A 26,998-nucleotide genomic window follows, 5' to 3' on the forward strand; every position below is an offset into this window, starting at 1 on the left:
ATCAGATCCTGTCGGCGAAGTGCTTGCGGGCGATCAGCTCGGCAATCTGCACGGCGTTGAGGGCAGCGCCCTTGCGCAGGTTGTCGTTGGCCACGAACATGGACAATCCCCTCTTGCCCTCCACAGCCTGGTCCTGGCGGATGCGACCCACGAAGCTGGGGTCTTTGCCGGCTGCGTCCAGTGGAGTGGGGATTTCCGCCAGACTTACTCCGGGGGCCTTGGACAGCAGGTCGCGGGCCTGGTCAGGAGTGACGTCGTGCTCGAACTCGGCATTGATGCTCATACCGTGGGCAGTGAAGACCCCTACCCGCACGCAGGTGCAGGAAGCGGCCAGATCAGGCAGGTGCAGGATCTTGCGGCTCTCATTGCGCAGCTTCTGCTCCTCGTCGGTCTCCCCGCTGCCATCATCGACCAGAGCGCCGATGAAGGGAACGGCGTTGAAGGCAATGGTGCGCACCACCTTGGTGGGCGGTGGGAACTCGATGGCCGATCCGTCGAAGACCAGCCGGTCAGCCCCTTGCTCCACGGCGGTTTTGGCCTCGTCGCGCAGCTGGAGGACGCCGGCACGACCAGCCCCCGACACAGCCTGGTAGGAGGAGACGATCAGACGGCGCAGACCGTATGCCTTGGCTAAGGGACTCAGCACCGGCATGCAGGCCATGGTGGTGCAGTTGGGATTGGCCACGATCCGCCGCGGGATAAGATCCAAGTCCTCCGGGTTGACCTCAGACACCACCAGGGGGACCTCGGGATCCATCCGCCAATGGGAGGAGTTGTCGACCACGTAGGCACCGGCCTCAGCGAAGCGAGGAGCCCAGGTTCCTGAAGTCGAGCCGCCGGCGGAGAAGATGGCCAAATCGATCCCGCTCAGGTCGGCCTGCTCAACATCCTCGACCGTGATGGTCCTGTCACGCCAAGGCAACTGCTCTCCGGCAGACCGCGACGAGGCCATGAATCGCAAGTCAGCCACCGGGAAGTCCCGTTCGTCCAGCATGCGGCGCATGACCATGCCTACTTGACCTGTGGCGCCCAGAACGGCTACATTGATGCCACGACGTCCGTTGTTCGCCAAATCAGCCTTATCCGTCATTGCTCTCTCCTTCTCGCTCAGCGACCCGTGCCGCCATAAACGACCGCCTCGACCTGATCGGCATCCAAGTGGAAGGCCGTATGGATGGCCCGCACCGCCTCGTCGAGATCCTGGATGGGCACCAGGGCGGAGATGCGGATTTCGGAGGTCGAGATCATGAGCACGTTGATATGTCGGTCGCTCAAGGCCCGGAAGAAGGTGGCGGTGATGCCCGAATGGGTTTTCATCCCTACGCCTACCAGGGTCACCTTGCCCACCTCGGGATTGATATCCACTGACCGGAACCCCAATTGCTCGCGGGAGTCATCCAGCATGGGGACCACCTGATCAGCCTGAGCGGACGGGAGCGTGAAAGAGATGTCCACGGTGCCGGTAGCCGCCCCAGCCTGGACGATCATATCGATGTTGATGCCGCCCTCGGCAAGGATGGTGAAGAGCTGTGCGGCCACGCCAGGTCGGTCGGGCACGGCACGCAGACTGACCTGAGTCTCACTGCGGTCGTGGGCAACCCCTGAAATGATGGGTGACTCAGGGCCGTTCAGGTCCGGAAACAGGTCACCCATGGATTCGCCGTTGGTCATGTCCTTCCTTCCGTCATATCCCGTCACCTGTCAGCGCGTGCGGCGGGGCGATCCGGCAGCTGGCCGGTCTCCAAATTGGGAATCTTGTCAGCATCGACATCGTCGGGCATGATCAGCGTGCCTGGGCGATGGGAAAAGGAACTGCGCACATGGATGGGCATGCGGAAACGCTGGGCATACTCCACGCAGCGCAGGGCCAGCACCTTGGATCCGCCGGCCGCCATCTCCAGCATTTCCTCATATGAAATGCGGGCGATTCTACGGGCGGTGGGAACGATGCGCGGATCGGCGGTGAAAACCCCGTCCACATCGGTATAGATCTCGCAGACATCCGCCTTGAGTGCCACGGCTAGGGCCACAGCCGAGGTATCCGAGCCGCCACGACCCAGGGTGGTGGCGTCGCCGTCTGAATTGACCCCCTGAAAGCCGGCCACAATCCCCACTTCACCTCGGTCCAAGGCCTTCATGACTCGCTGAGGTCGAACATGGCGGATGTGGGCTGCGCCGTAGCGTGCATCAGTCATGAATCCCGCCTGCGAGCCGGTGAAGGAATGGGCATGCTCGCCTTGTGCATGGATGCTCATGGCCAGCAGGCTCATGGAGATGCGCTCACCCGCCGTCATGAGCATGTCCATCTCTCGGGCAGGAGGATTGGAATCCACGTCCATGGCCTGGTCAATCAGATCATCAGTGGTGTCCCCCATAGCGGAAACCACCACAGCAATGTCATTGCCGGCGCGCTTGGTGTCAATAATGCGCTTGGCCACACGCTTGATGGAGTCCGAGTCCGCCACCGAGGACCCGCCATACTTCTGAACGATAAGTGCCACTGCTGTTCCATCCCGCGACGGTTAAGCCACTAGACCATCATCTGCAACATGTTGATTACATGGATTATACGAACGACACCGTTCTATCAGACCCCCTCCACCAATATGCGAAACATTGACGGCAGCCAGGGAGGCTACGAATCAGTGACCGCAGGCCTTACAGATCGCGACGGCCGGATATTGCCCGGCCAAGGGTGATCTCGTCGGCATATTCCAGATCGCTGCCGACAGGCAGACCGCTGGCCAGCCTGGTGACCCGCAGATCCAGAGGGCCCAGCAGCCGTCCCAGGTAGGTGGTGGTGGCCTCGCCTTCAATGTTGGGATCCAAGGCCAGCATGACCTCCTTGACCTGATCCGTGCCCAACCGCTTCAAGAGCTCGGGAATGCGCAGATCGCCAGGACCGACGTTGGACATAGGGTCGATGGCCCCGCCCAAGACATGATAAAGGCCCCTATACTCTCCGGTCCGCTCAATGCTCATGACATCCTTGGGTTCCTCGACGACGCAGATGATGCTGCGGTCACGACGCGGATCCTGGCAGATAGGGCATGGGCTGGTCTCGCAGACATTGCCACAGATCTCGCAAAACCGAACCTTCTCCTTGGCGGCGACGATAGCATCGGCCAAATCCTGAGCGCTACGCCGATCGGCTCCCAGAATGTAGAAGGCGATGCGCTGCGCGCCCTTGGGGCCAATGCCCGGCAGTTGCGCAAAAGCATCGATCAGCTCTTGAATGGCTCCATCATAGGTAGCAGCCATCATTCACCTCCCTGTCGCTGCGCCTGTTCCTGCCGGCGCTTTTGGACGTTGATCGGATTCTGGGGATCGTCAGCAGCAAAGTCCTCCACCTTGGTCACGTCGAACAATTTGGTCAGTTCATCCTGGTTCATGGCATTGTCCGCCCCGAGTCTGGCATCGTCCATGGAATAGACATCGTCCTCGGGATCCACTGACGGCCTTGAGGTCTGGGAGGAAACTGCAGCAGACGAGGCCCCGTCCTGACCGGGACCACTGGAGGCCGGACTAGCGAAGCCTGCTGGCGCTCTCCTGCCCTCAGCTCCAGCAACCTTTGCCATTGTCTGGGGGCCATCCGAGCCACCGACAGCATCGGAACCGTGATCGTCGCTCTGCGCATCCGACAAGGTTGATGCGCCAGTCGCCATGACCCCTTCACCGGAAACCGATCCAGTTCCCAATGTCGAAGCCGAGGTGGCGCTCGAGACGCCTCCCTGACCGGATGAATCTACCGACTGAGAAGCTTCATGGCCTTGACTGTTGGAGGACTCTGCAGAGACTACGGCGCTGGTCCCGGAATCGGGCACAGCCCAAGGATCCGTGTCATCGGTCATGTCCGGCAGGGCCACCTTTTTGGACTCATGGTCTTTCTGGCCAGTGGATCCATCGCCGCCCTGATCAGGCTGCCAGGTCTTTTGCGGCGCATGAATCGCTGGCATGGGGTGAGCCCAGGGATCATCGTCCGGCAACACCGTTGAAGCGGTCGAGCCGAAACCCGCCGCTGGAAGCGGTTTCGAAGACGACTGGACAGGGCCACCGACCGGGTGGTGAGCGTCGTCGGAGCTCCCTTCGCCTGAAGCTTCTCCAGGAGTGGACTTCCCGTCTGATGCCGATGCTCCGGCCCCACCATCATGACCGGCCGAGGCCGTCATCCCTCTAGGAGCATGCCCCTGCTCTGTGGCCGCATGAGGCATGACCGCCGCCCCAAGGTTCATGGTGGCTAACCCGGCTCGCGCTAGAGCCACCTCCTTCTTGACCTCTGCCCGGCGCTGGGGAGACATCCTGTTGACGGACTCCACAGTCTCACCGTTGGCAGCCGTCCCCGATGGGGCGATCATGGTGGACTGTCCGAACTCCTGGCGAGCGCGGACCATGACGATACGCGGCACCTTGGTCTCCCCGTCAACCGACTGTGCAGCCACGGCCATGGCGAAGGCATGTTGACTGAGTGGACGGTCGAAGGTCATAGACAGCCGCTTGCGGCCGGAGGGGCCTGCTGTCATGGCTACGGTGGGCACCCGGTCTCGCACGACATACTGGCGGACCTCATCAGGCAGGGCAGCAACCAGGGCATCCCAGCGCTTATCCAGCTCTGTACCAGTCGGCACCTCGTTTGCCTGCCCTTGCGCAGTCTCCTGTTGTGCAGGCCGAGGTGTTTCCGCGGACCGGGCGGGTCTGGAGGGACTGGATGGCCTAGCTTGTCCCTCCGCCTGTCCAGTCGGCCAGGAGGGAGCTTCCTTGCGCTCGGGTTGGATAGGATCAGAGCCGGAATGGGGCGACTGCTCTTCGCCCTCTCGCTGTCCATAAGCGGAGGAATCAGAATGAGAGCCGGCCATGGTCTGTGGCCCGGCAGAGGAGGCGGGCGCTACAACAGATGGCGAGCCTGCCATGCTGGATTGTTCGGGGCGATCAGCGCCATCAGCACTGCCAGACTGCGATGCTGTGGACGGCCGACCGCTCCGCTGCGACCTGTCAGCGCCAATGAACCCACCGCGGGCGGGCGCCGTGGCCGACCCGGAGGGGGAAGCTGCCCCTGCGGCCGATGCCTGCTCCATAGGTTCGCAGCCAATTGCCAGCAGCCTGGCAGCCAGCAGCTCCAAGCGCATCCTGGGCGAAGTGGCCCCGTTCATTCCCGCCAGTGCATCGTTGATGATGTCGGCCATTCTGGTCAGGACCTGCAGATCCAAAGCATCCGCCTGCCGACGCAGATCGGCCACCTGGTCGTCGTCGCCATCTTCGCTCAGCACGCTTTCAGCCCGGTCCCCCGCCAGTTTGAGAACCAGCAGGTCGCGGACATGGGCCAGCAGATCCTCAACGAAGCGCTGGGGCTCGAACCCGCCGACGACAACCTTTTGAATGACCCCGTAGAGGCCAGCACCATCGTGGTCGATCAGCGTATCCACAGCTTCGCCGATCAGTGCGGCAGGAGTGAACCCCAGCAGAGCTACAGCCGCATCATAGGTGATGGTGTGCTCGTCAGCGCCTACCATGAGCTGGTCCAACACAGAAAGGGTGTCACGCACCGATCCGCCTCCAGCCCGCATGGCCAGCTTGAGAACACCGGGTTCGGCCTTGATGCCCTCTTTTTCGCAGATGCCCTCGAGATAAGGCCCCATGACTTCCTGGGGCACGAGACGGAAGGGGTAATGGTGGGTGCGGGAGCGGATAGTGCCGATCACCTTCTCCGGCTCTGTGGTGGCGAAGATGAACATGACGTGTTCCGGCGGTTCTTCGACGATTTTCAGCAGGGCGTTGAATCCTTGCTGGGTGACCATATGAGCCTCATCCAAAATGAAGATCTTGTAGCGGTCACGCACAGGGGCAAAGCCTGCCCGCTCCCTGAGCTCCCTTGCATCGTCGACGCCATTATGGCTGGCGGCGTCAATCTCCACCACGTCGATGGAACCGGGGCCTCCCGTGGCCAGATCCCTGCAGCTGTCACATTCGCCGCAGGGATGGCTGGTCGGTCCCTTGGCGCAGTTGACACAGCGGGCGAAAATCCGGGCACTGCTGGTCTTTCCACATCCCCTGGGACCGGAGAACAGGTAGGCATGGGTCAGCCGGTTCTCATCCAGAGCTCGGGTAAGGGGCACCGTGACCTGCTTCTGACCGATGATGCCGTCAAAAGTGTCAGGCCGATACCGCCGATAGAGTGCTAGTGCCATGGTTCAAGGCTATCCATTTCTTTAGACACGTTCGCTTTCCTTCCGAAGGCTTCCGACCACGCTTCCTGTTCTCATTCACAGGGCTCAGGCCCTGCCCGGGCCGACTGGACCAGACGCGGAATCATCGAGACTCCGGTGTCTACCCCCACCGAGACTTTCACGTCGCTCCCATCCACCTGGCAGTCTGTCAGGATCCCGCTGTTGAGACGGGCGACCCGGGAGGCCAGAGTACAGGGTTGCGCCTGTCCTTCGTCCAGGGCAGAAGCTGCAGCCAGAGCCGAGACATCGGCACCGGTGCGTGCATGTGCTCGACAGATCATGAGATTGCCCAGCAGGGCCGCCAGAACCAGACCCAGGCCAACCAGAGCCATCAGTATGATGCCCAGAACCGTACCAGATCCAGGATCCGAACCCCCTAGCCATGAACCGGTACGCTCCACGCGCGTCCTCCTGACATGTCCGAGCATGACTCATTCCTCCAATATGGCCACGGCATCGCCATGGACCTGTGCAGGCAGCACGCCCATCGGGCCGGAAACCACTGGGCATGACACCCTGACTGCCGTCTGTCCGGCCGATGGGCTCAACTTCACTTGAGTATGCGGACCGGCCATCCGGTGCACCAGCCCTTGGGGATCGCCCTTGCCCCGGGTGACGATCAGGTCTCTGGCAGCCGCGTTAGCCGCATCCTGACAAACCATGCCGGTTCTGATCGTCTGAGTCAGCGTCAGCAGTAAGAGAGCCAGAACCATGACGGCGGGAAGCACGATGGCGAACTCGGCCGTTACCGTGCCGCTGTCGGATCGCCACCGTCGTCTCCACTCGGACCGTCTTTCAGCCAACGGCACTGAGCGCCTTCTTCACCAAACCCATCAGCAGAGTGCGCGTGGAAGAGGATTTAACAATGGCCAGCAATACGCCGGCCAGCGTGGCAGCTGCCACCATGATCACGGCGTATTCGGCAGTGATGGCCCCCGATTCAGGTCTGGCCAGCACCACACCCATACGCGCACGCAGGGCACTCGCTGCAGAGTCCATAGCTTGGCTGATGCGAACATACAAAGCCGTCATGAACCGGTTGGAGCGCTGCCTCATTCTTTGCAGCCACCAGGACCCGGCACCTGCAGCAGGCCATGTCTCAGTTGGCACCAATTGCCCTCCTGCCTGTCTGGTCTGCAGATGGAAGACCGTCGCAACCTCCTGTGAATATGTCATCGTTCTCGCCTTTGCCTTTCCTTGCCTTCCCCGCCCCGACGAATGGCCGTTCCTCAGGGGAATCGGCATCCGGTACCTTTCACTGTGCCCGTTCCGGTCGGCCTCGGTCGCCTTATCGGATGCATGTGGACGAGTGAACCTGCATCGGCAGCCTGTGGACAACTCTGTCAGCATGGACTCCATGCCCTCAGGAAATCCGGCCTACGAAGGCCGCAATGCAGGGGATGACTCCTATCAGCACGAAGGCCGGCAGAATACACAGTCCGGTCGGCACCAGCAGCCTGACGGTTATCGCCGCTGTGGCCCGGGCCAGCACGCTGCGGGCATGGTAATCCAGCTGGCGCAGGGTCGTCTCGATACGCGTCAGAGGCGATGATCCCAAACGCCAGGACGGCTCCAGACAGTCAGCCAGGACCTGCATGGACTGCCCATAATCAGGATCCCCGATCGCTCCCGACCAAGACAGATCCCATCCGTTGCCACGTCCGAGCAGGTGAGCCACGCGAACCATCCGAAGCCCATAAGGGCCTGGCAGCAGCCCACCAACCACACCCAGGGCCCTGGGCAGGGAGGCCCCCTGACGAACAGCGACTCCCAACAAGGCCAATACCAGGCTCAAGGATGGCGTGGAGACCTGCTCATCGGCTAATCGCCCACCCGGGCCGTCGGATTCCATAAGCAGAAAGGCCAGTATGCTCGACAGGGCGGCAATCAGTGGTTTCAGATCCATAGATCCTCCCTGCCCAGATCGTTCATCAGCAGATGTATCCAAACCAGACCAAAAACATAGAAGGCCGCCCCAAGGATCAGACATATAGTTCCCAGGCCTGGGCGACATAGGAAGGACAACGGTCGCGCACCCATGAACTCTCCCATGATGATGGTCAGCACCGGCAAGGCTGACAGAAGACGGATCGTGGCCCTAGGCACAGCAAAGGCTTTTTCTCGCGCCTCATCCAGTGCCGCCCGCCGCCTCTGCATAGCTGCCACTGTCCGCAGCCCATCAGAAGCCCGGCAGCCCAGGATGGCGCTGAGCCCATAACAGGCCATCAGAGCCTGGGCCATAATCGTCAGAGTAGGCCCCCGTTCCTGAGGCAGGCACCGGTTCTCCAGCATGGCCATCACACGTTCCCGTGTGACCTCCTGGGTGGCGAACCGCCGCCCGGATGCCTCCTCGAAAGCCTCTACCAGACCGCCTCCATTGTCGACATAGGCAAGCAGGGAAGTGACCAGCACCGCCAGGCCGGGCCTATCCGACTGTGCAGAGGGCCTGACTGACATGGCCTTCAGTCTCGCGGATGCGCTGCCGCTAGGCGCGAACAAGACCAGACAGGCAATAGCCGTCATCATTGCAGCCAGCCAGGCTGCAGTCTCGTCATGCATAATCCACCTCAACTACGGAACGCCCGCCGGGGCGCTGGTCACAATACCCCACCGCCTAGCGAACATTGACCAGGACGTTCCATATGTAGCGGCCCCTCGGCCCGTCCATGTACAGACGGCCTCCCCAAGAAGCCGGCCATCGGCTGCAGTTGTCAGTCGACCAATTTGAGCGATATGCCTATGGCCGCCGGAACGTTCCAGATGGATAACAGCATCGAACGCCCCCTGCGCCAGAGCAGCCAGGGCCCTCGGCTGCAACCCCGCCAGCAGCCCCAGAGTCGCCAGCCTAGCAGGAACGCGTTCCACATTGTCTGCATGCAGAGTCGCCATGCCACCCCGATGACCAGAATTGAAAGCCCGCAGCAGATCAGCTATTTCCTCACCCCGACACTCGCCCAGGATGATCCGATCGGGCCGCATGCGCAGTGTGGCCTTGACCAGATCAACCAGCCCCACACCCCCTGCCCCTTCGACGTTGGATTCTCTGACAGCCAAGGAAACCATATTCTCATGGCCGGCGATACGACCAAGTTCACGCACCTCCTCCACGACGACCAGCCGTTGCTCCCGTGGGCACATACCCAGCAAGGCTCGTAGGAGTGTGGTCTTGCCGGCACCCGTGCCTCCGGTTACCAGAATGCTGGCCCGATTGACCACCAGCGCCCGAAGGATGAAGAGCCAGCTGGCGGGACACAGCCCGGCAGCCGCCAGCTCCTCCAGACCTGGCGGGTGTCTGTTGGGCAGTCTGATGGAAATGGCGGCACCCTCGGGAACAAGCGGGGCCAGCACGGCGTGGACCCTGATCCCCTCCCTGCTGGAAGCATCAGCCATGGGCCGGGCATCGTCCAGACGACTTCCCAGCTGAGCGCATAACTGCACGGCAAAGTCCCTCACAGCTCGAGGGCCTTCGAATCCAGGCCGAAGCAGGACCTCCTCCATGCCCGCGCCTCGGTCGATCCAGACATGGCCCTGCCCGGTCACTGCGATGTCAGTCACCGCAGGATCGTTCGTCAGCCGGTCCAAGTACCCGAAAGTGGGCGGCTGACCGGAATCGTCGTCAGTGAATGGATCTTCATTGCTTTCCCCACTTCCTATGATCATTTGACAGCCCCAGACCGAACCGATTCGCGAGAAGATATCCGTTCTACTTTTCTTTCCCCGACGACGATCATCCCTGCGATCCGCTCAACCAAAGGATGAAGGGCCCGTGCGTATGTACGCGGCACCCGTTCCAGGCCACGCCCGTCCAGAACGGATGCCGACAGCTTCGGTTGCGGCTTAAGAACCACGTCCACCGATCGGCCCAGAAAATCCTCCGCCTGCTCCGGGTCGACGCCATGACTGACCCGGTGCTGTGTGGGCATCATTCCAATCAGAGCCATGGGGGGCCTACATGAAATCAATGGACTGTCTTGGGCTCGATCACCAGCATTGCTCCGGCCGTTCAGAGCATGGAGAAGCGCCTTCGCCCGTGCAAGGCCCAGCACGGTCATGTCCACCATCAATAGCGAAGGCAGCCCTTTCAGCGAGCGCAGATTACCCAGACCCCGGCCCCGACCGGCATCGATCAGCAAGAGATCAGCAAATCCAGCCATTGCGCTGACTGCCGCATCCAGATCCCACCAGCCCTGTGGCGGGGCACTCCAAGGATCGTTGCTGAGCAGCGGGATGCCATCCCAGGTCGGCAATTCTTCATGGAGTGCCTGAGGATCCACCCGGCCTAAGGGCGCGTGGATTCGCCCAAGCCGCATGCCAGGCGCTCCCTCGACGCCGACCAGGACATCCATCCCTCCGCCGTCCAGGTCCAGATCCACCAGAGCGCATGACAAGGCCATGTCCCGGAGCTGTTTGCCCATCAGAGCCGTCATGGTTGTCAGCCCAATTCCTCCCGAGGCCGAGAGAAAGACCAGACCAGCCACGACGGACTCATGTTCAGCATCTTTACCTACGCTCCGCCGATCGGACAGGATGGGTTGCTTGAATCGAACGGCATCCTCGCCTTGCAGGCGACCTGATCCTGAGGATCCCGGAAAATCAAACTGTCGGGCCGCGCCCGCCACTCTTCCTGGTCGGTGTTCCGGAGACAACCCGACTGAATTAAAAAAGCGCGGAGTCCATTCGGGCGCTCGCCCTTTCATGCCACCTTGTATCATCGTCGGCGGTCTGCATATGCTCATTCCAGTCATGGCTACCAGTACACCCGCCCCCTGGCATCAGCACCAGTCCCCAGAGCTTATGTGGTCGAATGACCCCATGTTTCCACATCGCTTCACCCTCACTGTGCATAAATCCATCGAGATTACGACACGCCTGGAACTGCAGCATTTTTGAGCCCACACCTATGAAAGGCCACAGATGATCACAGGGAAGCAACAGATTCCTCCAAACTTGGCGTATTCAGCCCGCCGTAATGCACGCAATCGCACAAAAGACCAAGCCGACTACTTGCTTCGCCCCAACTGCCAGTCATGCTTGCCAGCGGCCTGAAAACTGGCATAATGGCATATACAAGGACGGTTCGAGAACGAGGAAGCCCACAAAGTGTATGGCCACTAGGACCGATACGTTGAACGGGTGTATAAGACTTGACCGTTGCAACGATGATGTTGTGCAGAGATTCCATCCGGATCGACCTTGTGGGAACGGCCTCCTGCGGGGGGCCGTTCTTATTTATCCACAAGCGTTATCGACGATTGCAGAGGACGGCACCTGCGAATAGAGTGCTATGGTATGGTTCAGAAATTTGACGCACCCTCCAAGGCCTTGCTACGCAGCCAGATCGCGGAGCATATTGCCGAGACCGACGGCCAGGCACGGCATGTATCCAGGCACTCGGATCACCCGGTCTCGCCCTTGCCTGAGGATCGCTATTTCGACCGGGAGCTGAGCTGGCTCAAGTTCAACAAACGCGTGCTTGAGCTGGCCGAAGACGAGAGCGTGCCCCTGCTGGAGCGCGCCAACTTCGCTGCCATCTTCGCCAGCAATCTCGATGAGTTCTTCATGGTCCGCGTGGCGGGTCTGAAGCGTCGCGTGGACACCGGCATCGCTGTGACGGCCGCCAGCGGAATGAGCCCCCGTCAACAACTGCGGGCCATCTCCGAGCAGGCGCACAAGCTGCAGGACGAGCATGCCCACTATGTCATCAACCACATCCTGCCGGATCTGGCCGCCGAAAGCATCATCCTGCTGAGCTGGACACAGCTGAGCAGCCAGGAGCAGGAACGGCTCACCAACTTCTTCCGTAATCAGGTCTTTCCGGTCCTGACCCCGCTGGCCGTCGACCCGGCCCACCCCTTCCCCTATATCTCAGGCAACTCCCTGAACCTGGCGGTCCTGGTGGAGAACCCGACCTCAGGCAAGACCCACTTCGCCCGCGTCAAGATTCCCGACAACCTCTCCCGTCTGGTTCCTGTGGACGATCTGACCGACGAGGAGGGCCGGGAGGAGCGCTACGGGTTCATCACCATGGAGAACCTGATCATCGCCCACCTGGAATACCTCTTCCCAGGCATGATCATCAAAGAGGCCCGCTCCTTCCGCGTCACCCGCAACGAAGACATTGACGTAGAAGAGGACGACGCCGAAAATCTGCTCAACGCCATGGAGAAGGAGCTGCTGCAGCGTCGGTTCGGACCGCCCATCCGCCTGGAGATTTCCGACTCCGCCTCTCCCTTCCTCTCACAGCTGCTGGCCAGCAAGCTCCGGGTCAACCAGGAGGAGGTCTATCGACTGCCCGCACCTTTGGACTGCACGGTCCTGTTCGAGCTGCAATCCATCGACCGGGCCGACCTCAAGTTTCGCCCCTTCATTCCCACCACCAACCGGCAGATAGCCGAGGTGGAATCCAGCCAGGCCCAGGACATCTTCGCCGCCATCCGCGAGCATGATATCCTCCTTCACCACCCCTACGACTCCTTCTCCACCTCGGTCCAGGCCTTCCTGGAGCAGGCGGCGGCCGATCCGCGAGTGCTGGCCATCAAGCAGACCCTCTACCGGACCTCGGGCAACTCGCCCATCATCAACGCCCTGGTGGATGCCGCTCACGCTGGCAAGCAGGTCCTGGCCCTGGTAGAGATCAAGGCCCGGTTTGATGAGGAGGCCAACATCGCCTGGGCCCGTCAGCTGGAACGGGCTGGCGTCCATGTGGTCTATGGAATCGTGGGGCTCAAGACCCACTGCAAGCTCTCCCTGGTGGTCCGTCAGGAGCAGGACGGCCTGCGTCGTTACTGCCACGTAGGCACCGGCAACTACAACCCCAAGACCGCCCGCCAGTACACCGACCTGGGTCTGCTCACCTGTGACCCGGTGGTGGGACAGGACCTGACACGGCTTTTCAACCAGCTGTCAGGTTATGCGCCCAAGTCATCCTTCCACCGCCTATTGGTAGCCCCGCGCACGGTTCGCTCCGGGCTGCTGCAGCGGATCGCCCGCGAGGAAGAGACTGCCCTGAACGGCAAGCCTGCATGGATACGAATCAAGGTCAACTCCCTGGTGGACGAAAAGATCATCGACGCCCTCTACCGGGCCAGCCAGGCGGGGGTCCGCATCGACATCGTGGAGCGCGGCATCTGCGCCCTGAAGCCAGGCGTGCCCGGGCTGAGTGAGAACATCCGAGTCCACTCCATCCTGGGACGGTTCCTGGAGCACAGCCGCATCTTCGCCTTCGCCAACTCCCAGGGCCCTCAGATCGGCGAGGGTCCCCTGGCCGGTCCAGAAGTCTGGATAGGCTCTGCCGACCTGATGCACCGCAACCTGGACCGCCGTGTGGAGGCGCTGGTCCGGATCACTGCCCCCGAGCAGGTGCAGGGACTGATCGACTATGTGGATCTGCAGATGGCTGACACCACCAGTTCCTGGCACATGCAGCCCGACGGCACCTACGTGCGCCACAGCCGGGATGACCAGGGCCGGCCTTTGGTCGACTCGCAGGAGTACCTGATCGACCGCCACGCCCGAACCCCCAGGGCCAGGCGATGATGATGCGCCTCCAGGCCGGCAGGTCCGCCGCCGAGGTGGACGATCGGGATGGCATCCGGCCATGAGCAGGACGGTCGAAGCAGCCGGAGCCATTCTATACCGGTGGCGCACAAGCTTCCAGGGCTGGATGAAATTCAGCGACGACGGCCGGGCAGCCCCAGGAGCCAGCCCACGCTCCGACCTTGATGAGCTGGAGCTCTGCCTGGTTCATCGCCCCAAATACGACGACTGGAGCTGGCCCAAGGGCAAGCTGGAGAATCGTGAGACCCACATGCGGGCAGCCGTGCGCGAGGTGGGCGAGGAGACAGGCTGTCTTGTCCGGCTGGGGCCATACCTAGGGGATGCCGAATATCCCCTGAACAACGAGGGCCGACGCCGGGGCGGCAAGGGCGGCAGGCTCAAACATATCTGCTACTGGATGGCCACATCGACCGACTCGGAACACGCCGCCGGTCAGAGCACGCTGCTGGGGCCCATCCACCGGCCTGATTCCAGGGAAGTCGACCAGATACGATGGGTCGGAGCCTCCGAAGCCCGCAAACTATTGACCCACCCCAGCGACAGAACCATATTGGACGCCTTCGTGGATCGGGTGGAGCAGGGCGGCATCCGGGCTCGTCAGTTGATCATCGTCCGCCACGGCAAGGCAGTGGCACGGAAGGAGTGGACAGGCAAGGATGCGAATCGTCCTCTGACCCCCAGAGGCGCCGGCACCTCCTACGCCCTGGCTAGGGAGCTGGCCTGCTTCGCGCCCGACCGCCTCCTGTCCTCACCCTGGATCCGTTGTGTGCAGACGTTGCGACCCTACGCCGACGAGGTAGGCCTGCCCATGGAAATGGTGGCCTGCCTGACGGAGTCCTCCTACCACCGCCGCCCGGAACAGGCCCACAGCTGGCTGGACAGGCAGATGGCCGACCTGCTGACAGGCAACAGAACCACTATGATCTGCATGCATCGCCCGGTCCTGGGGGGCATCTTCGAAAAGCTTCGCGGGCTGTGCTCCAGCGGATCACTGTCCAAACGGCTGCCCGACGACTCCCCTTTCATGCCCACCGGCAACGCCGTCGTCCTGAGTTTGACCGGCGACCCCAATCATCCGACCATCATCGACATACAGAAGGTGACTCCCATTGTCTACTGACAGCAACTCCAGAATCGGCTCATCCTCAATCCGCTCTTCCCGTACGGGATTCGTGGCGTCCGGCACCGGAGCATCCCGGCCTTCACGCCCAGGCCAGCTGGACCCGGCCATCGCCGACCAGCTCTCCGGAGGCATGGATCCGCAGCAGATCAGCGAGATGAGCCACGTGTCTGCAGCCTCCCTGCTGGACCGGGTCCACCACAGCGCCGACCCCGTCATAGTAAAACGGGTTCTGACCCTGGTAGACCGCGAAGGCGTGGATGTCGTGGCCGAGCTCTGGAGCGACAGCGACCCCGACTCCCTGCCCGGCATCCTATGGCGGCTCTACATGCTTCGCAGCTGGATGCGTAAGGACGCTGACGGAATCAGTCGTCTGTGGCGGCTGGGCGAACCCACCGACACCGCTGCATCAGCCATCGCCGGCGTAGACCAGGCCCCGGAGGCCGACGACATCATCCGAACCGCCGACTCCATCCTCTCCGGAGCCTTCACCGGCGACTTCGCCATAGCCCTGGAACGGGCCGGAGCCTTCTGCGACGTGATCGCCCGCGGCATCAAGACCACCATCCGGGATGCCCAGAGCCGGCAGCTGGACGGTCAGGAGGCCAAGGATGTGGACGCAGCACAGCGCACCGTCAACTCCCTCAATCAGACGGCCCGTGACTTTATGCGGGGCGCCTCGCTCTGGCGGCGGGGACGGCTGGAGTAGAGCCCGCCGCCCTTTCAAGCCGGAAGCGTAAGCGCGCCGTGAGCACAGATCAGACTCCGGCATGCCCTACAATGGGGACTGCGCCGGACCATGGCTAAGCCCCGGGCTCCGTTTGTTGCCGCTGCGAGCGGCGTTTGCGCCGACAGGCGCTTGCATGGTTCGGCGTTTTCATTTCCATTCCCAAATCGAAGGCAGCATGGCTTGCCGGTCGCTACCAGAAGCCGACCCGCTGAGCTACGCTGAGAGGTATGGAACTTCACGTACTGGAACACCCGCTGATCGAGCACAAGCTGACCGTACTGCGGGACAAAAACACCCCTTCCAACACCTTCCGCGAGCTGATCAGCGAACTGGTCATGCTTGAGGCCTATGAGGCCACCCGAAATCTGGACATCGAAGACCACCCAATCGAGACCCCGGTCGCTCCCATGGTGGGCAAGAAGCTCTGCTCCCCGCGCCCCATGGTGGTTCCCATTCTGCGCGCCGGACTGGGCATGCTTGACGGCATGACCCGTCTGCTGCCCACCGCCGAGGTCGGATTCCTTGGCCTCAAGCGCGATGAGAACACCCTGGACATCATCACCTACGCCAACCGCTTGCCGGAGGACCTCTCCGGCCGTCAGTGCTTCCTGCTGGATCCCATGCTGGCCACCGGCGGCACCCTGATCGCCGCCACCAAATACCTGGCTGAGCGCGGCGCCAAGGACGTGACCTCCATCAACATTTTGGCCGCTCCCGAAGGCCTGAACCGCCTCAAGGAGGAGATGGACCCCTCCATCAACCTGAAGGTGGTGGTCTGCGCAGTCGATCAGAAGCTGAACGAGCACGCCTACATCGTGCCCGGCCTGGGCGATGCCGGCGACCGCCTTTACGGCGTCATCGACTGAGCTGGCGAACTGACAGGGGCATAAACCCCCATCTCTGACGAGGATCCGAACTTTGCGCGGTTCGGGTCCTTTTTTCAATCGCCTTCTACGGCAAGCCTCAGCTGAAGACACTCGGCAGGGCGCCCATTCCATCCGTGCTCCTCCCGCCCCCTCGCACCCCCCCCCCCGCCAAGCGCACAATCGCTCATCGCCACCCTGGTTCTCCCCCTGGTCTGACCCTGAAAACACCCTGAGTGGGCCTTTGCCCGGTGTTGCAATAAGAACAGCGGCATTCAAGGGCGAGAAAGGAGCACACCATGGAGGGCAAGTCCCTTTCCCTAGGTAGATCGCTGGCAGGAACCGGGACCCCAGGACCGATGGGCGGGGGCGGCTCGCAAACCGCAGGTCGAACCAAGGCACGCACTCCTGGACTGGGCTCCCTGGTGCGTTCCTTCCTGCATGAGCATCGGTCCTCCTACACGGTCATGGTCCTGGCGGTCATGGCCGCTTCGGTCCTTACCAGCGCCTGGATCCAGGTAGCCATTGCCGCTCGGAAGGGCGACGGAATGCCGGATACACGCGCAATGAATTCCTACGACCGCGCTATGACCCTGTCCTTCCAAGACGGCGCTTCACAGATATCCATAGGGTACGCCTGCATATGCGGGTTCGTCTCCATCTTCCTGGTCATCACTTCTGTGGGATTCCTGATCGAGCGCCGTCGTCGCGAGTATGCCATGATGCGGCTTTCAGGCGTCTCTCCCAGGACCGTGAGATTCATCTCCCTACTGGAATTCATGATTCCGGTAGGTTTGGCCGCCCTCCTGGGCAGTTTGGCGGGATGCCTGCTGGTGCCCGCATTCGCCAAGTCCCTAATCAACTCAGGCTTTGAAGCGCTGGAAATGACCGCGCATCCCCACCCCACGGGAATTTTCTTCACTTTCGTAGGGATACTCCTGGCAGGCCTCTTGGGAACCTGGTTCGCTGCCAGGAGGATTACCGCGATCTCTCCCATCGAGGCCCTGCAGGACTCGGGAAATCGGTCAGGGACCAAGTCAATCGGTCCTCTTCGCCTGATAATCGCCCTGGCCGGCCTGGCTGGAGGACTGGCCATGGTCTATCATCGCTTCAAGGGCATGGACATTGAAATCCAGATCATGGCCTCGACCGGCTGTCTGCTCGTCATCATCGGCGCCCTGGCCCCTGTCCTGGTTCCGGCCTGTGCCAACCTGATCGGCATCCCCTTCCAACTGGCCTTCCGAGGCGCCGGTCTCCTGGCGCGGCAAAGGGCGCGGAAGGAAAACCGGAGCTCCACCGCCGTAGCAGTGCCGATCATACTGATGCTGGTCATCGTAACCGGATTTATAGCCCTGGGACGATCCGGCTGGGCACAAGAAGCCATAAGCCGGTATAAGCCGATCGCTGCCGAAACCATGATCAACGCAGAGACCAATGATCCAAGAGACCTGGATCGCCGACTTCGGTCCATTGTAGACATCGAATCCGCAGTCACCTATAGCGAGGGATCCTGGACAACTGCGGACAAGGAAGATAATGGCGGCAATGACGAACCTTCCGTCATGGCTATGCACGTCAACAAAGCAGGCAAGAGCGTCAATACAATTAGCCCAATCTTCATCAAGGGCTCCGCTGCTGACCTGGGGCCGGGCAAGATCGCCGTCATAGCGAGTGGCCGCACCCAGGAGAAAAACCCTATTGGTCGCAAGCTGACTCTGATCGACAGGTACGACAAAGGCCATACGCTGACCATCACCGCCGTAGTCGATATGACCCCGACAGGGCAGACGGGCGAATACCTGATGACGGATGCAGACCTGTCGCAACTGGCGCCCGACAACAGTGGATCGACCACCCTGGCCAGGACCGCCCCAGGAGTTCAGACAGACGATCTGATCAGTCGGCTCAATGCAGCATGGGACAAGAAGGACATCAAGGCCTGCACCAAGAAGGAGTACATTCGTTCCAACATCCAAAGGTCACAGAAGGTGCAACGGGCCATGCCCCAGATAGCGAACGGGGCCATCGTCCTAACGGCCATATTCCTGATCCAGGCATGCGCCATCGCAGTCAATGAACGTCGCCAGGAGAATCGGAGAATGCAGGCTGCCGGTGTTTCACGTGGAACATTAGTCTGCTCCTCGATTTGGGAGTCAGTAATCGATGCCCTTTCGGCCATCCTTCTTTCAGCCCTGGCCATGGCGGGGGTGCTTGCCGTCATCTTCCACCAGTTGTCCGGCCAGATAGACATGAGCGTTGTGCCTCTCCCCTACGGCTACTTCCTGACCATGGCACTCTGGGCGATAGGCCTGGCCGCTGCGGCCTCAGGCCTGTATAGCTGGTTCAGCTCTCGGGCAGATACGACTCGAAGATAATCCCATCAAAGTCCGGACTGGCCTCCTCCTGCGCATGCTCGGAGCGGACGGTCCAGGCAATGGGCGTTCCACCTAGGAACCGATAGAGACGCATGGGCAGTGAGTGCCCGCTGTGCCACTCGCAGGCCACGAAGTCCGGCCGCCCCAGCCAGTTGAAGAGGAGGGACCCGGCCATCCAGCGCAGGGCCGATGAGCGGGAGTCCACCCGGCCATGGTAGGGGGCGACCAGTTGCCCCCTGGTGACGCCTGGGTGGTGAGCCCGATACCAGGCAAGGGCCAGGACGTTGAAGGACTCAATTACATAGGGGCCCTGGTACCTGGACAGGAGGGCATCGGTCCGACGCATGAGCTCCCGATCCAAGCCCCTGTCCATCTTGATCTCGACGACCAAGGGCACCCGGCCATCCACCAGAGCGAGCACCTCGGACAGAAGAGGCACATGCTGCGCGTCGGGATCGTTGAGGCCCCCGTCCCCGTCCTCCGTTTCGGGACCGCCATCGTGGTCGGCAGAGCCAGGAATTCCTTCCCCGGACTCAAGAGCCTGGGCAGGGCTTGGGCACAGGGGAATCCTCTGCAGCTGCTCATAGGTCAGGTCCGCCACTGCCCGGTTGACGCCAGCCATCCGCTGCAGGTCTCCATCGTGGATGACCACCACCTGGCCGTCCCGGCTGAGATGAACATCCAGCTCAATCCCGTAGCCGGCCCTGCAGGCCGCCTCGAAGGCAGCCAGAGAATTTTCAGGCGCCACTACCCGAGGGGACTTGGCTTGGGCCGAGACGTGCCTGCCTGAGGGACGATCGGATTCAATCTTCAGGCAGTCATGGATACGGTGCAGGTAGGCGGTCTGTCCAGGGTTGGGATTGGTCGTCTCCATCCCCGAGCCAGCGTCATGCAGGCCCCTATGGGCGTATGGATGCAAGGACAGGCCGACGGGCTTTCTCCGGCCCGCAACCACTGAAAGACCAGGGGCCAGGGCCCAGCACCAGCCTCCCAAAACACCGAATCCCAGACCCAGTGCGACCTTGCCGGCCAATCGTGCTTTGGACCCCATCATCGCCTCCAGCCATCAGCTACTTCACTACCCACGCTAGCATCGCAGGAGGCTGGACGCGCTTTGCTGAGCTTGACTTCAAGCTGCTTGAAGGCCCTATCCTTGAACAAGCAGATCAGAGAGGAACGCTCCCGCCTTTAGCCAACTCCGTCGAGCAATCTGCCAAGAAAGAAGCGCAATACCATGCAGAATGATTTATCCGCCTCCGTCCCGTCCGTCAAGCTCAACAACGGCGTCCTCATGCCTATGGAAGGCTTCGGGGTCTACCAGATCGCCGACCTGGACGAGTGCCGCCGCTCAGTTCTGGACGCCCTGGAGACCGGGTACCGGGCTATCGACACGGCCCAGGCCTATGGAAACGAGCAGGCCGTCGGAGATGCCCTGGCCCAGAGCGGCCTCGACCGCGACCAGGTCTTCCTGACCACCAAGGTCTGGATCACCAACTACGGGTACGACAAGACCAAGGCCTCGGTCGAGGAGTCCATGAAGAAGCTGGGCACTGACCACCTGGACCTGGTCCTCCTCCACCAGCCCTTCAACGACTACTACGCAGCCTGGCACGCCCTTGAGGACCTCTACGACCAGGGGGTCCTGCGGGCCATCGGCGTCTCGAACTTCTACGCCGACCGCTATGTGGACCTGGTCAAGTTCAACAGAATCGTCCCTGCCGTCAACCAGCTGGAGACCCACGTCTTCCACCAGCGCCCCCAGGAACGCACCTACATGGACAAGTACGGCACCCGGATCGAATCCTGGGGACCTTTCGCCGAGGGACGCCAGGGGATGTTCACCAACCCGACCCTGACCGAGATCGGGCAGGCGCACGGCCGGACCGCAGCCCAGGTGGCCCTGCGCTTCCTGGTCCAGGACGGGGTCATCGTCATCCCCAAGACCACCCACCGCGAGCGCATGCGCGAGAACCTCGACATCTGGGACTTCCAGCTCAGCGACCAGGAGATGGGCCGGCTGCGGGCCATGGACACCGGCAAATCCGCCTTCATGAACCATGAGGATCCTGAGACCGTGGAGGATTTCGCCAACTGATTCAGCATCTGACAGTATTTGACAGTATCTGTGCAGGATGGACGGGCTCTCAGCCTAGGCTTGGCCGTTGCGTCGCCGACGCTTGAGGGCCCGGTGCTTGATCAGGATGTCCAGGACTATCCAGACCGAAAGAATGAAGGCCACCACGTACCCCAGCATGCTGACCACCGGGATGCCGAAGACCACCGGCTTGACGCGGGCGAAGTAGACGATTGAAGAGCCCACATAGAGTCCAACGACAATGAGAGCCATGGTCAGTCTGTTGACCATGTCGGACAGCTGCTGCAGAGGTTCCTCGGAGCCTACCAGCTGCACATTGGCGCGCAGCTGGCCCCGGGTCAGCATCTTGGTCGCGGTCTGGGACTCAGCCAGGGCACCCAAAAGGCCATGCAGGGCCAGATCGCCTTGGATGCCCAGCTTCCGAGCCTCCTCCTTGAGGATGGACCCCGTGCTCTGGCTATAGGCGACATGATCAGTGATGATCTGCACGATGTTGGCCTCAGGCAGGAACTCGTCCAAGAGTCCTTCAAGGGTGACCAGGCACCGCGCCACCATGGTGACCGACCCTGGCACCTTGATGCCATGCCGGGCGGCCAGCCTCATCACGGCATTGACGTATTCGGCGATGTCCAGATCGGCCAGATCCAGCTTGCCGAACCGCTGGACGACCGCATCCAGGTCGGCAAGGAGATAAGGGTAGTCCTCGGCTCTGGCCTCTCCCGTACCGGCGAAACGGAGCAGCCCCTGGGCCAGGGCAGGTGAATCCTCGCGGCCTACTGCAAAAATCATGTCCTTCAAAGCCGATTTGGTCACCTCGTCCAGGCGGCCGACCATTCCCAGGTCGATCAGCACTATGGAACCATCGCGGATGATGATGTTGCCGGGGTGCGGATCGGCGTGGAAGAAGCCCCGGTCCATGATCTGGGTGGCATAGTTGTCGACCAGCTTGGTGCCGATCTCCTTCAGGTCATAGCCCTGGGCCACCAGCTGGGCGGGCCGTGAGAGCGATATCCCGTCGATGTACTCCATCACCACCACATGCCTGGTGCAAAGCTCAGGATAGGGCTTCGGGCAGTCGATGTAGGCGTATGAGCCGCAAAAATCCTTGAACTCCGCCAGATTGGCGGCCTCCTGCTGGAAGTCGACCTCGGACTGGAAAGTCTCCCAGAGCTCCTCGACCACTCCTCGGATGTCGATCACCTGGGTGCTGCGGACGAACCGGGAGGCCCACTTGACCATGCTGCGCAGAATGTCGATGTCCTGGGCCATGGTCTCTTGAATTCCTGGGCGCTGGACCTTGACGGCCACGTCCTCACCGCTGACCAGGCGGGCCCGGTGCACCTGCGCCAGGGAAGCCGACCCCAAGGGAACAGGGTCTATGGAGGAGAAGATCCGGTCGAGCGGACGGCCATACTCGGCGGCCAGGGTGCTGGTCACCACGGAGTACGGGATGGGATCCGCGTCGGCGCGCAGCTTGGAGAGCTCACGGCAAAAGGCCTCCGGCAGGATCTCCGAACGCATGGAGAGAATCTGGCCCACCTTGACGAAAGTGGGCCCAAGCGCCTCGAACAGTCGACGCATGGTGACCGGAGTCAGCCCGTGGATGATGTCGAACCGGTTGGCGATGCGGATCATCTCAGCCAGTCGACGGGCCCTGCCACGCCTGTGCCGGATCCTTCCTGCCGCCCCCTGCCGCTCTCCCGTGCCGACCCCGAAGAGGCCAATGGTCTGCACCGGGGCATCATGTCCGTTCATGGCATCCATACTCACCACTCACCTGCGTCCTTTATCCGCATGGCCGACCAGCGGCAGACATTCCGGCGCAGACGACCGACGCTGACAGTAATTGACTGCCTTTCAGCCCTGCTGACCTGCAATGGGATCATTGGAGGTGATGGGGATGGACCCGGACCGACGATTCGGCATTGGCGCCAAGGGATCATGGTCGGGACGACGGGGGTCAGGAGCAACATGGGTCGCAGGCCTGGGCGCGCCAGCAGCCGGTGCAGGAGCGCTGTCAGTAGGTGCAGGAGCGGGAGGGGTCTTCCTGTTCCGTTTGAGCTCAGTGTTGAGAATCTTCCCCTGCTCGACCGTCAGCTCGCCCTTCTTCACCAGACTGTCGATGACCTCCTGGCCCTTCTCCACGCCTGTGGCCAGCGCTCCAATGCCAGCCAGAAGCACCTTGTGCAATCCGTCACCAATATGTAAATCCGACATGATATGCCTCCCAGCATTCATACGCCCTTGAAGTACCGGGCCCTTTTGACCGCCAAGAGACGAGCGGCCGTCTCTCTTTACAGTCTAGCTGGTTATCATTGACCGATCCGATTCAACACCATGGCAAGAGGGACCGCAGCGCCTTGCCTCCTTGGCACGCCCCTGTGCCGGAACCGAAGGAACCGCAGGCTCCTCTTCATCTGGGCCTTGATGCAGCAATACGGCTGGCCTGATCCGCCAGGGAGTCCAGACGCTCCAACTCGCTCCGGCTCTTCTGGTCCATGGTCTCCTTCATCTGGGCGAAGGTGCCCTGGCCGTACCGCCTTTCGGCTGCGCCAGCGATAAGGAAGTCCGTAACAGCCGGGTTCTTCGGCAGCAGCGACCCATGCATGTAGGTGCCGATGACCTTCTTCCATCGGGCCCCCTCGGTGTGGTCCTTGCCGTTGTTGCCTCGGCCATCCTCGGTCACCATGCCCAGGGGATGGGCCCCCTCCCCCAGGTAGGTCAGACCCGAGTGGTTCTCATAGCCGACCACCCTGCCGAAGTCCTCTGCCTGCTCCACCAGGTTGCCGATCATCCGCTCAGGCTGAGCAATGGTGTGCACGTCAAGAATGCCGACCCCCTCCAGGCGCTCATGGTCGGAGGTCTCAAAATAATGTCCGAAGAGCTGATAGAGCCCGCAGATCATCAGCATGGGCACCTCCTGGTCGGCCAGATCGTGCAGAAGACCGCCCCGTTCCCGCAGGTCGTCGATGATCCGTTCCTGGCCATGGTCCTGGCCGCCGCCGCCCAGAATCATATCGATCCGCTCGGGCCAGGCATCACCGGGATCGTAATAGCGGACCATGGGGCGGAACCCGTACAGCTCAGCCCGGCGGGTCACGCTGAGAATGTTGCCCGAATCCCCATAGATGTTCATGTCACGGTGGTAGAGGGAGAGGATCTGCAGCGGCGGATGGTCTCCCACGGCCCCGACCTTGGCATTATCCTGTGTCTGCGGCATTCCTGCGCTCCTTTTGGTTGGCTCGCTCATGCGCCCACCCCGGCATCGTCCACGCTCGTGATCCTGCCGAGGGCGGACCGGAGCCGGAGCATAGACGTGTAGGTGCAGTAGATTCGCTTGGGTCGGCCGGGATGCACCTCAAGGAAGGCTGTCAGCGCCCGATCCAGGTCGGTCTCGATCGCCTCCGTGGGCACCTGGTCATAGGCCAGGCGCAAGGCCATGTCATAGGCCCGGGTGCCAGAGACCATGGCCACGCCGGTATCCCTGAGTAAGGTGAAGTCCACATCCCAGAGCCAGCTCATGTCACGCCCGTCCGCGTACTCGTCGCGGATGGCGATCATGGTGTCCTGGCCGGCAGGATCGAAGGAGGATAGGGCCAGGCGGAAGCCCATGGGGTTCTTGACCAGGACCAGCTCAACCGGAGCGCCCTGGTAGGTGATGACCTCCCCGCGGCCGAAGGCGGGCGTCACCTTGGACAGGGCGTCCATGAGCGCCGCATCATCAGGCTCCCTGTCCTCCAGAACGACCCTCACCAGCACCAGGGCAGCGGCCGCATTGTAGAGGTTGTAGACGCCCTCCAGACGCAGATCGGTCTCCAGGAGCCGACCGTCCAGGCGGAAGGCGGCCCTGTGGTCCATGACCCGTTCCAGGGTAACCTCGGCTGGCAGCCGGTGACCGGGGCGGACCGGGCGGGAAGCGCTGGCCGCACCGGCACCATCAGCATCCTGATCCGAGGCATGCATGTCGTCATCGGTGGGGAAATAGCTCAGCAGATCGTCCGACAGGCCGAAGTAGGCCACACCGGTCTGGGCCGGCGTCTGAGCAGCCAGGCTGGCGATGCGCGGATCCTCCCGGTTGAGGACCACCGTGCCCGTGGTGGCCCGGGCCACCTGACCCAGCAGCCGGGCAGTAGTATCGATTTCCCCGAACCGGTCCAGCTGGTCACGCATGACATTGAGCAGGAGGGCGTAGCGGGGCTTGACCTGCCGCACAAAGTGGACCGCATAGGCCTCGTCCAGCTCCAGGACGGCAATGTCAGCGTGCAGACGGCCGGAGAGCCCCAGAGTGGAAACCAAGGCCGAAACAACGCCGCGGGTGAAGTTGGATCCGGTCGGATTGGTGAAGACCTTGAGGCCCAGGGATTCCAGCATGGAGGCCACCATCCGGGTGGTGGTGGTCTTGCCGTTGGTCCCCGAGACCAGAACCACCCCGCGAGGCAGGCCTGACAGGGTCCTGGCCAGGAAGCCCGGGTCGATCCGCTCCACCACCTTGCCAGGCAGGGCCGAACCGCCGTGATGGGACAGACGCGAAACGAGGCGTACCGCCTTGCCGACCAGAAGGGCCAAGAGGGAGCGCCAAGGCCGACGGGGACGACCGGGCTGATCGGCAGGCTGCGCCTTGGAAGTCTTGGACCGCATGATCAGACCCCTCCCTGCTGGTAGTCCTGGGGCATGTCCTTGAACTTGGACTTCTCGCCCAGGAAGGCCAGCTTGAAGGTGTCGGTGGGGCCGTTGCGGTGCTTGGCCAGGATGATGTCGGCCTCGCCCGGGCGGTCCTCCTTGTCGTAGAAGTCCGGCCGGTGGACCAGGAAGACCACGTCGGCGTCCTGCTCGATGGATCCCGACTCGCGCAGGTCGGAGAGCATGGGCTTCTTGTCGTTGCGCATCTCGGGACCGCGGTTGAGCTGGCTCAACGCCACCACCGGAACCTCCAGCTCCTTGGCCAGCAGCTTCAGGGCGCGCGAGAAGTCGGAGACCTCCTGCTGACGGGATTCGACCCGCTTGCCCGAGGTCATCAGCTGCAGGTAGTCGATGACCACCAGCTTCAGGTCGTTGGTCTGCTTGAGGCGACGGCACTTGGCGCGGATCTCCATCAGGCTCATGTTGGGCGAATCGTCCAGGAAGAGCGGGGCGTCCTGGAGTCTGCTCCAGAAGGTGTTCAGGGTGTTCCAACGCTCAGGGGTGATGTCGTCCGCCCGGCGCAGGGCCACCAGGGGGATGTCGGTCTCGGCCGAGATGATGCGCTGGGCCAGCTCGTTCTTGCTCATCTCCAGGGAGAAGACCACTGTGGTCATGTTGTTGTGGAGGGCCGCAGCACGGGCGAAGTCGATGCCCAGGGTGGACTTGCCCATGGCGGGGCGGCCGGCCACCACGATCATCTGCCCGGGCTGCAGGCCCTGGGTCACGTCGTCGATGCTCTTGAAGCCGGTAGGCACGCCCCGCTCCATGTCGCCGTTCTGCAGCTTGTCCAGCTGGTCAAGGGTGTCATGGACAACCGGCCCGATGGCCTCGTAATCCTGACGGACCCTGCCCACGCTCATCTCGTAGACCTCGGCCTGGGCCAGGTTGACGATGTCCTCCGCCTGGGAGCCCTCGGCCGAGTAGCCCAGCTGGGCGATCTTGGTGCCGGCCGCGATCACATTGCGCAGGATGGCACGCTGGTGGACGATTTCCGCATAGTAGGTGGCGTTGGCGGCTGTCGGGACCGAGGCCACCAGGGAGTGCAGATAGTCAGTGCCCCCCACCTTCTCCAGGTCCCCGGACTTGAGCAGCTCGTTGGCCACCAGGACCGCATCCACCGGCTGGGAGGCCGAGAAGAGGGTGACGATGGCCTCGTAGATGGTCTGGTGCTTGGGCTGGTAGAAGTCGGATATGTCGATCATCTGACTGACCTCGCCGATGGCATCCTTACTCATGAGCATGCCGCCCAGCACGGCCATCTCCGCATCGTCGTCATGCGGGGGCACCCGGTCGAAGAGCATGTCGCGGCCGGTCTGGGCATGATCGGTGGGACGCTGTTCGGGATGGGTGTAGTCGG

At 62.1% G+C, this 26,998-nt stretch carries 23 protein-coding genes and 1 pseudogene; 6 read left to right on the forward strand and 18 right to left on the reverse strand.

All coding sequences use genetic code 11. From position 1 onward, the window contains the following. Position 1: 1 nt before the first annotated feature. From H3T92_RS03505 to H3T92_RS03560, 12 genes are all read right to left on the reverse strand, one after another. Positions 2–1,090, reverse strand: a complete 1,089-nt coding sequence (locus tag H3T92_RS03505; RefSeq protein WP_144084926.1) for an aspartate-semialdehyde dehydrogenase — start codon at positions 1,088–1,090, stop codon at positions 2–4. Between the two features lie 17 nt (positions 1,091–1,107). Beyond that, on the reverse strand, positions 1,108–1,671 hold the full coding sequence (locus H3T92_RS03510; protein WP_015022547.1) for an ACT domain-containing protein: 564 nt from the start codon (positions 1,669–1,671) through the stop codon (positions 1,108–1,110). 23 nt (positions 1,672–1,694) lie between these two features. Beyond that, positions 1,695–2,501, reverse strand: coding sequence for an aspartate kinase (locus H3T92_RS03515; protein WP_144084925.1), 807 nt, complete (start codon positions 2,499–2,501; stop codon positions 1,695–1,697). A gap of 157 nt (positions 2,502–2,658) precedes the next feature. Then, positions 2,659–3,261 carry a recombination mediator RecR gene (gene recR / locus H3T92_RS03520; RefSeq protein ID WP_015022549.1) on the reverse strand — a complete coding sequence of 201 codons (603 nt, stop codon included), beginning with the start codon at positions 3,259–3,261 and terminating at the stop codon, positions 2,659–2,661. After that, a complete protein-coding gene (locus H3T92_RS03525) occupies positions 3,261–6,182 on the reverse strand; it encodes a DNA polymerase III subunit gamma and tau (protein ID WP_144084924.1) in 2,922 nt (973 codons plus the stop codon). Before H3T92_RS03525 ends, recR begins: the two co-directional genes overlap by 1 nt. A 71-nt stretch (positions 6,183–6,253) precedes the next feature. Next, positions 6,254–6,649, reverse strand: a complete 396-nt coding sequence (locus tag H3T92_RS03530; RefSeq protein ID WP_144084923.1) for an Rv3654c family TadE-like protein — start codon at positions 6,647–6,649, stop codon at positions 6,254–6,256. A gap of 3 nt (positions 6,650–6,652) precedes the next feature. After that, positions 6,653–7,024: a TadE family type IV pilus minor pilin gene (locus H3T92_RS03535; RefSeq protein ID WP_144084922.1), complete on the reverse strand. Its 372-nt coding sequence runs from the start codon at positions 7,022–7,024 to the stop codon at positions 6,653–6,655. Then, entirely contained in the window at positions 7,017–7,397 is a 381-nt protein-coding gene (locus H3T92_RS03540) for a DUF4244 domain-containing protein (RefSeq protein WP_232341847.1), read from the reverse strand. Before H3T92_RS03540 ends, H3T92_RS03535 begins: the two co-directional genes overlap by 8 nt. A 187-nt stretch (positions 7,398–7,584) precedes the next feature. Then, on the reverse strand, positions 7,585–8,127 hold the full coding sequence (locus H3T92_RS03545; RefSeq protein WP_144084921.1) for a pilus assembly protein: 543 nt from the start codon (positions 8,125–8,127) through the stop codon (positions 7,585–7,587). Next, positions 8,118–8,780 carry a type II secretion system F family protein gene (locus tag H3T92_RS03550; protein WP_144084920.1) on the reverse strand — a complete coding sequence of 221 codons (663 nt, stop codon included), beginning with the start codon at positions 8,778–8,780 and terminating at the stop codon, positions 8,118–8,120. Before H3T92_RS03550 ends, H3T92_RS03545 begins: the two co-directional genes overlap by 10 nt. Before the next feature lie 12 nt (positions 8,781–8,792). Then, a complete protein-coding gene (locus H3T92_RS03555) occupies positions 8,793–9,881 on the reverse strand; it encodes a CpaF family protein (protein WP_144084919.1) in 1,089 nt (362 codons plus the stop codon). Continuing rightward, positions 9,878–10,840 carry a hypothetical protein gene (locus H3T92_RS03560; RefSeq protein ID WP_144084918.1) on the reverse strand — a complete coding sequence of 321 codons (963 nt, stop codon included), beginning with the start codon at positions 10,838–10,840 and terminating at the stop codon, positions 9,878–9,880. Before H3T92_RS03560 ends, H3T92_RS03555 begins: the two co-directional genes overlap by 4 nt. A 670-nt stretch (positions 10,841–11,510) precedes the next feature. On the opposite strand from H3T92_RS03560, the gene H3T92_RS03565 reads away from it, so the two are divergent. From H3T92_RS03565 to H3T92_RS03585, 5 genes are all read left to right on the forward strand, one after another. Continuing rightward, positions 11,511–13,757, forward strand: coding sequence for an RNA degradosome polyphosphate kinase (locus H3T92_RS03565; RefSeq protein WP_144084917.1), 2,247 nt, complete (start codon positions 11,511–11,513; stop codon positions 13,755–13,757). 61 nt (positions 13,758–13,818) lie between these two features. Next, entirely contained in the window at positions 13,819–14,898 is a 1,080-nt protein-coding gene (locus H3T92_RS03570) for an NUDIX hydrolase (RefSeq protein ID WP_144084916.1), read from the forward strand. Between the two features lie 13 nt (positions 14,899–14,911). Continuing rightward, positions 14,912–15,607, forward strand: a complete 696-nt coding sequence (locus tag H3T92_RS03575) for a thymidine phosphorylase (protein ID WP_186279336.1) — start codon at positions 14,912–14,914, stop codon at positions 15,605–15,607. Between the two features lie 248 nt (positions 15,608–15,855). Further along, positions 15,856–16,494 (forward strand): uracil phosphoribosyltransferase, encoded by a 639-nt coding sequence (upp, locus tag H3T92_RS03580; RefSeq protein ID WP_015022561.1) that lies wholly within the window; start codon positions 15,856–15,858, stop codon positions 16,492–16,494. Positions 16,495–16,790: 296 nt separating this feature from the next. Next, positions 16,791–18,866, forward strand: coding sequence for an ABC transporter permease (locus tag H3T92_RS03585; protein WP_144084914.1), 2,076 nt, complete (start codon positions 16,791–16,793; stop codon positions 18,864–18,866). Here H3T92_RS03585 and H3T92_RS03590 read toward each other — a convergent pair. Next, positions 18,835–19,917: a glycerophosphodiester phosphodiesterase family protein gene (locus tag H3T92_RS03590; RefSeq protein ID WP_186279311.1), complete on the reverse strand. Its 1,083-nt coding sequence runs from the start codon at positions 19,915–19,917 to the stop codon at positions 18,835–18,837. The genes H3T92_RS03585 and H3T92_RS03590 overlap by 32 nt on opposite strands. 183 nt (positions 19,918–20,100) lie before the next feature. On the opposite strand from H3T92_RS03590, the gene H3T92_RS03595 reads away from it, so the two are divergent. Then, positions 20,101–20,961 carry an aldo/keto reductase gene (locus H3T92_RS03595; RefSeq protein ID WP_144084912.1) on the forward strand — a complete coding sequence of 287 codons (861 nt, stop codon included), beginning with the start codon at positions 20,101–20,103 and terminating at the stop codon, positions 20,959–20,961. 54 nt (positions 20,962–21,015) lie between these two features. Here H3T92_RS03595 and H3T92_RS03600 read toward each other — a convergent pair whose 3' ends face one another. The 5 genes and pseudogenes from H3T92_RS03600 to dnaB all read right to left on the reverse strand — a co-directional run bounded on the left by H3T92_RS03600 (position 21,016) and on the right by dnaB (position 26,942). Then, positions 21,016–22,725, reverse strand: coding sequence for an ABC1 kinase family protein (locus H3T92_RS03600; protein ID WP_198189435.1), 1,710 nt, complete (start codon positions 22,723–22,725; stop codon positions 21,016–21,018). A 288-nt stretch (positions 22,726–23,013) separates the two neighbouring features. After that, positions 23,014–23,178, reverse strand: a pseudogene (locus H3T92_RS08355) (phasin family protein); the annotation flags it as partial. A 196-nt stretch (positions 23,179–23,374) separates the two neighbouring features. Beyond that, positions 23,375–24,181, reverse strand: coding sequence for a type 1 glutamine amidotransferase (locus H3T92_RS03610; protein WP_144084910.1), 807 nt, complete (start codon positions 24,179–24,181; stop codon positions 23,375–23,377). Between the two features lie 26 nt (positions 24,182–24,207). Beyond that, entirely contained in the window at positions 24,208–25,602 is a 1,395-nt protein-coding gene (locus H3T92_RS03615) for a Mur ligase family protein (RefSeq protein WP_415873694.1), read from the reverse strand. Continuing rightward, the gene (gene dnaB / locus H3T92_RS03620) at positions 25,602–26,942 is read right to left on the reverse strand and encodes a replicative DNA helicase (RefSeq protein ID WP_121915062.1); all 1,341 of its coding nucleotides are present in this window, start codon (positions 26,940–26,942) and stop codon (positions 25,602–25,604) included. Before dnaB ends, H3T92_RS03615 begins: the two co-directional genes overlap by 1 nt. Positions 26,943–26,998 lie beyond the last annotated feature (56 nt).

The sequence above is a fragment of the Bifidobacterium sp. W8112 genome (assembly GCF_016101425.1).
Taxonomy (GTDB): domain Bacteria; phylum Actinomycetota; class Actinomycetes; order Actinomycetales; family Bifidobacteriaceae; genus Bombiscardovia; species Bombiscardovia apousia.

Bases quoted from the DNA above. Each gene is read 5' to 3' on its own strand.
- H3T92_RS03505 (WP_144084926.1), bottom strand. From the start codon at position 1,090: ATGACGGATAAGGCTGATTTGGCGAACAACGGACGTCGTGGCATCAAT.
- H3T92_RS03510 (WP_015022547.1), bottom strand. From the start codon at position 1,671: ATGACCAACGGCGAATCCATGGGTGACCTGTTTCCGGACCTGAACGGC.
- recR (WP_015022549.1), bottom strand. From the start codon at position 3,261: ATGGCTGCTACCTATGATGGAGCCATTCAAGAGCTGATCGATGCTTTT.
- H3T92_RS03525 (WP_144084924.1), bottom strand. From the start codon at position 6,182: ATGGCACTAGCACTCTATCGGCGGTATCGGCCTGACACTTTTGACGGC.
- H3T92_RS03530 (WP_144084923.1), bottom strand. From the start codon at position 6,649: ATGCTCGGACATGTCAGGAGGACGCGCGTGGAGCGTACCGGTTCATGG.
- H3T92_RS03540 (WP_232341847.1), bottom strand. From the start codon at position 7,397: ATGACATATTCACAGGAGGTTGCGACGGTCTTCCATCTGCAGACCAGA.
- H3T92_RS03545 (WP_144084921.1), bottom strand. From the start codon at position 8,127: ATGGATCTGAAACCACTGATTGCCGCCCTGTCGAGCATACTGGCCTTT.
- H3T92_RS03550 (WP_144084920.1), bottom strand. From the start codon at position 8,780: ATGCATGACGAGACTGCAGCCTGGCTGGCTGCAATGATGACGGCTATT.
- H3T92_RS03555 (WP_144084919.1), bottom strand. From the start codon at position 9,881: ATGATCATAGGAAGTGGGGAAAGCAATGAAGATCCATTCACTGACGAC.
- H3T92_RS03565 (WP_144084917.1), top strand. From the start codon at position 11,511: ATGGTTCAGAAATTTGACGCACCCTCCAAGGCCTTGCTACGCAGCCAG.
- H3T92_RS03570 (WP_144084916.1), top strand. From the start codon at position 13,819: ATGAGCAGGACGGTCGAAGCAGCCGGAGCCATTCTATACCGGTGGCGC.
- upp (WP_015022561.1), top strand. From the start codon at position 15,856: ATGGAACTTCACGTACTGGAACACCCGCTGATCGAGCACAAGCTGACC.
- H3T92_RS03585 (WP_144084914.1), top strand. From the start codon at position 16,791: ATGGAGGGCAAGTCCCTTTCCCTAGGTAGATCGCTGGCAGGAACCGGG.
- H3T92_RS03590 (WP_186279311.1), bottom strand. From the start codon at position 19,917: ATGGGGTCCAAAGCACGATTGGCCGGCAAGGTCGCACTGGGTCTGGGA.
- H3T92_RS03595 (WP_144084912.1), top strand. From the start codon at position 20,101: ATGCAGAATGATTTATCCGCCTCCGTCCCGTCCGTCAAGCTCAACAAC.
- H3T92_RS03600 (WP_198189435.1), bottom strand. From the start codon at position 22,725: ATGGATGCCATGAACGGACATGATGCCCCGGTGCAGACCATTGGCCTC.
- H3T92_RS03610 (WP_144084910.1), bottom strand. From the start codon at position 24,181: ATGCCGCAGACACAGGATAATGCCAAGGTCGGGGCCGTGGGAGACCAT.
- dnaB (WP_121915062.1), bottom strand. From the start codon at position 26,942: ATGCTCTTCGACCGGGTGCCCCCGCATGACGACGATGCGGAGATGGCC.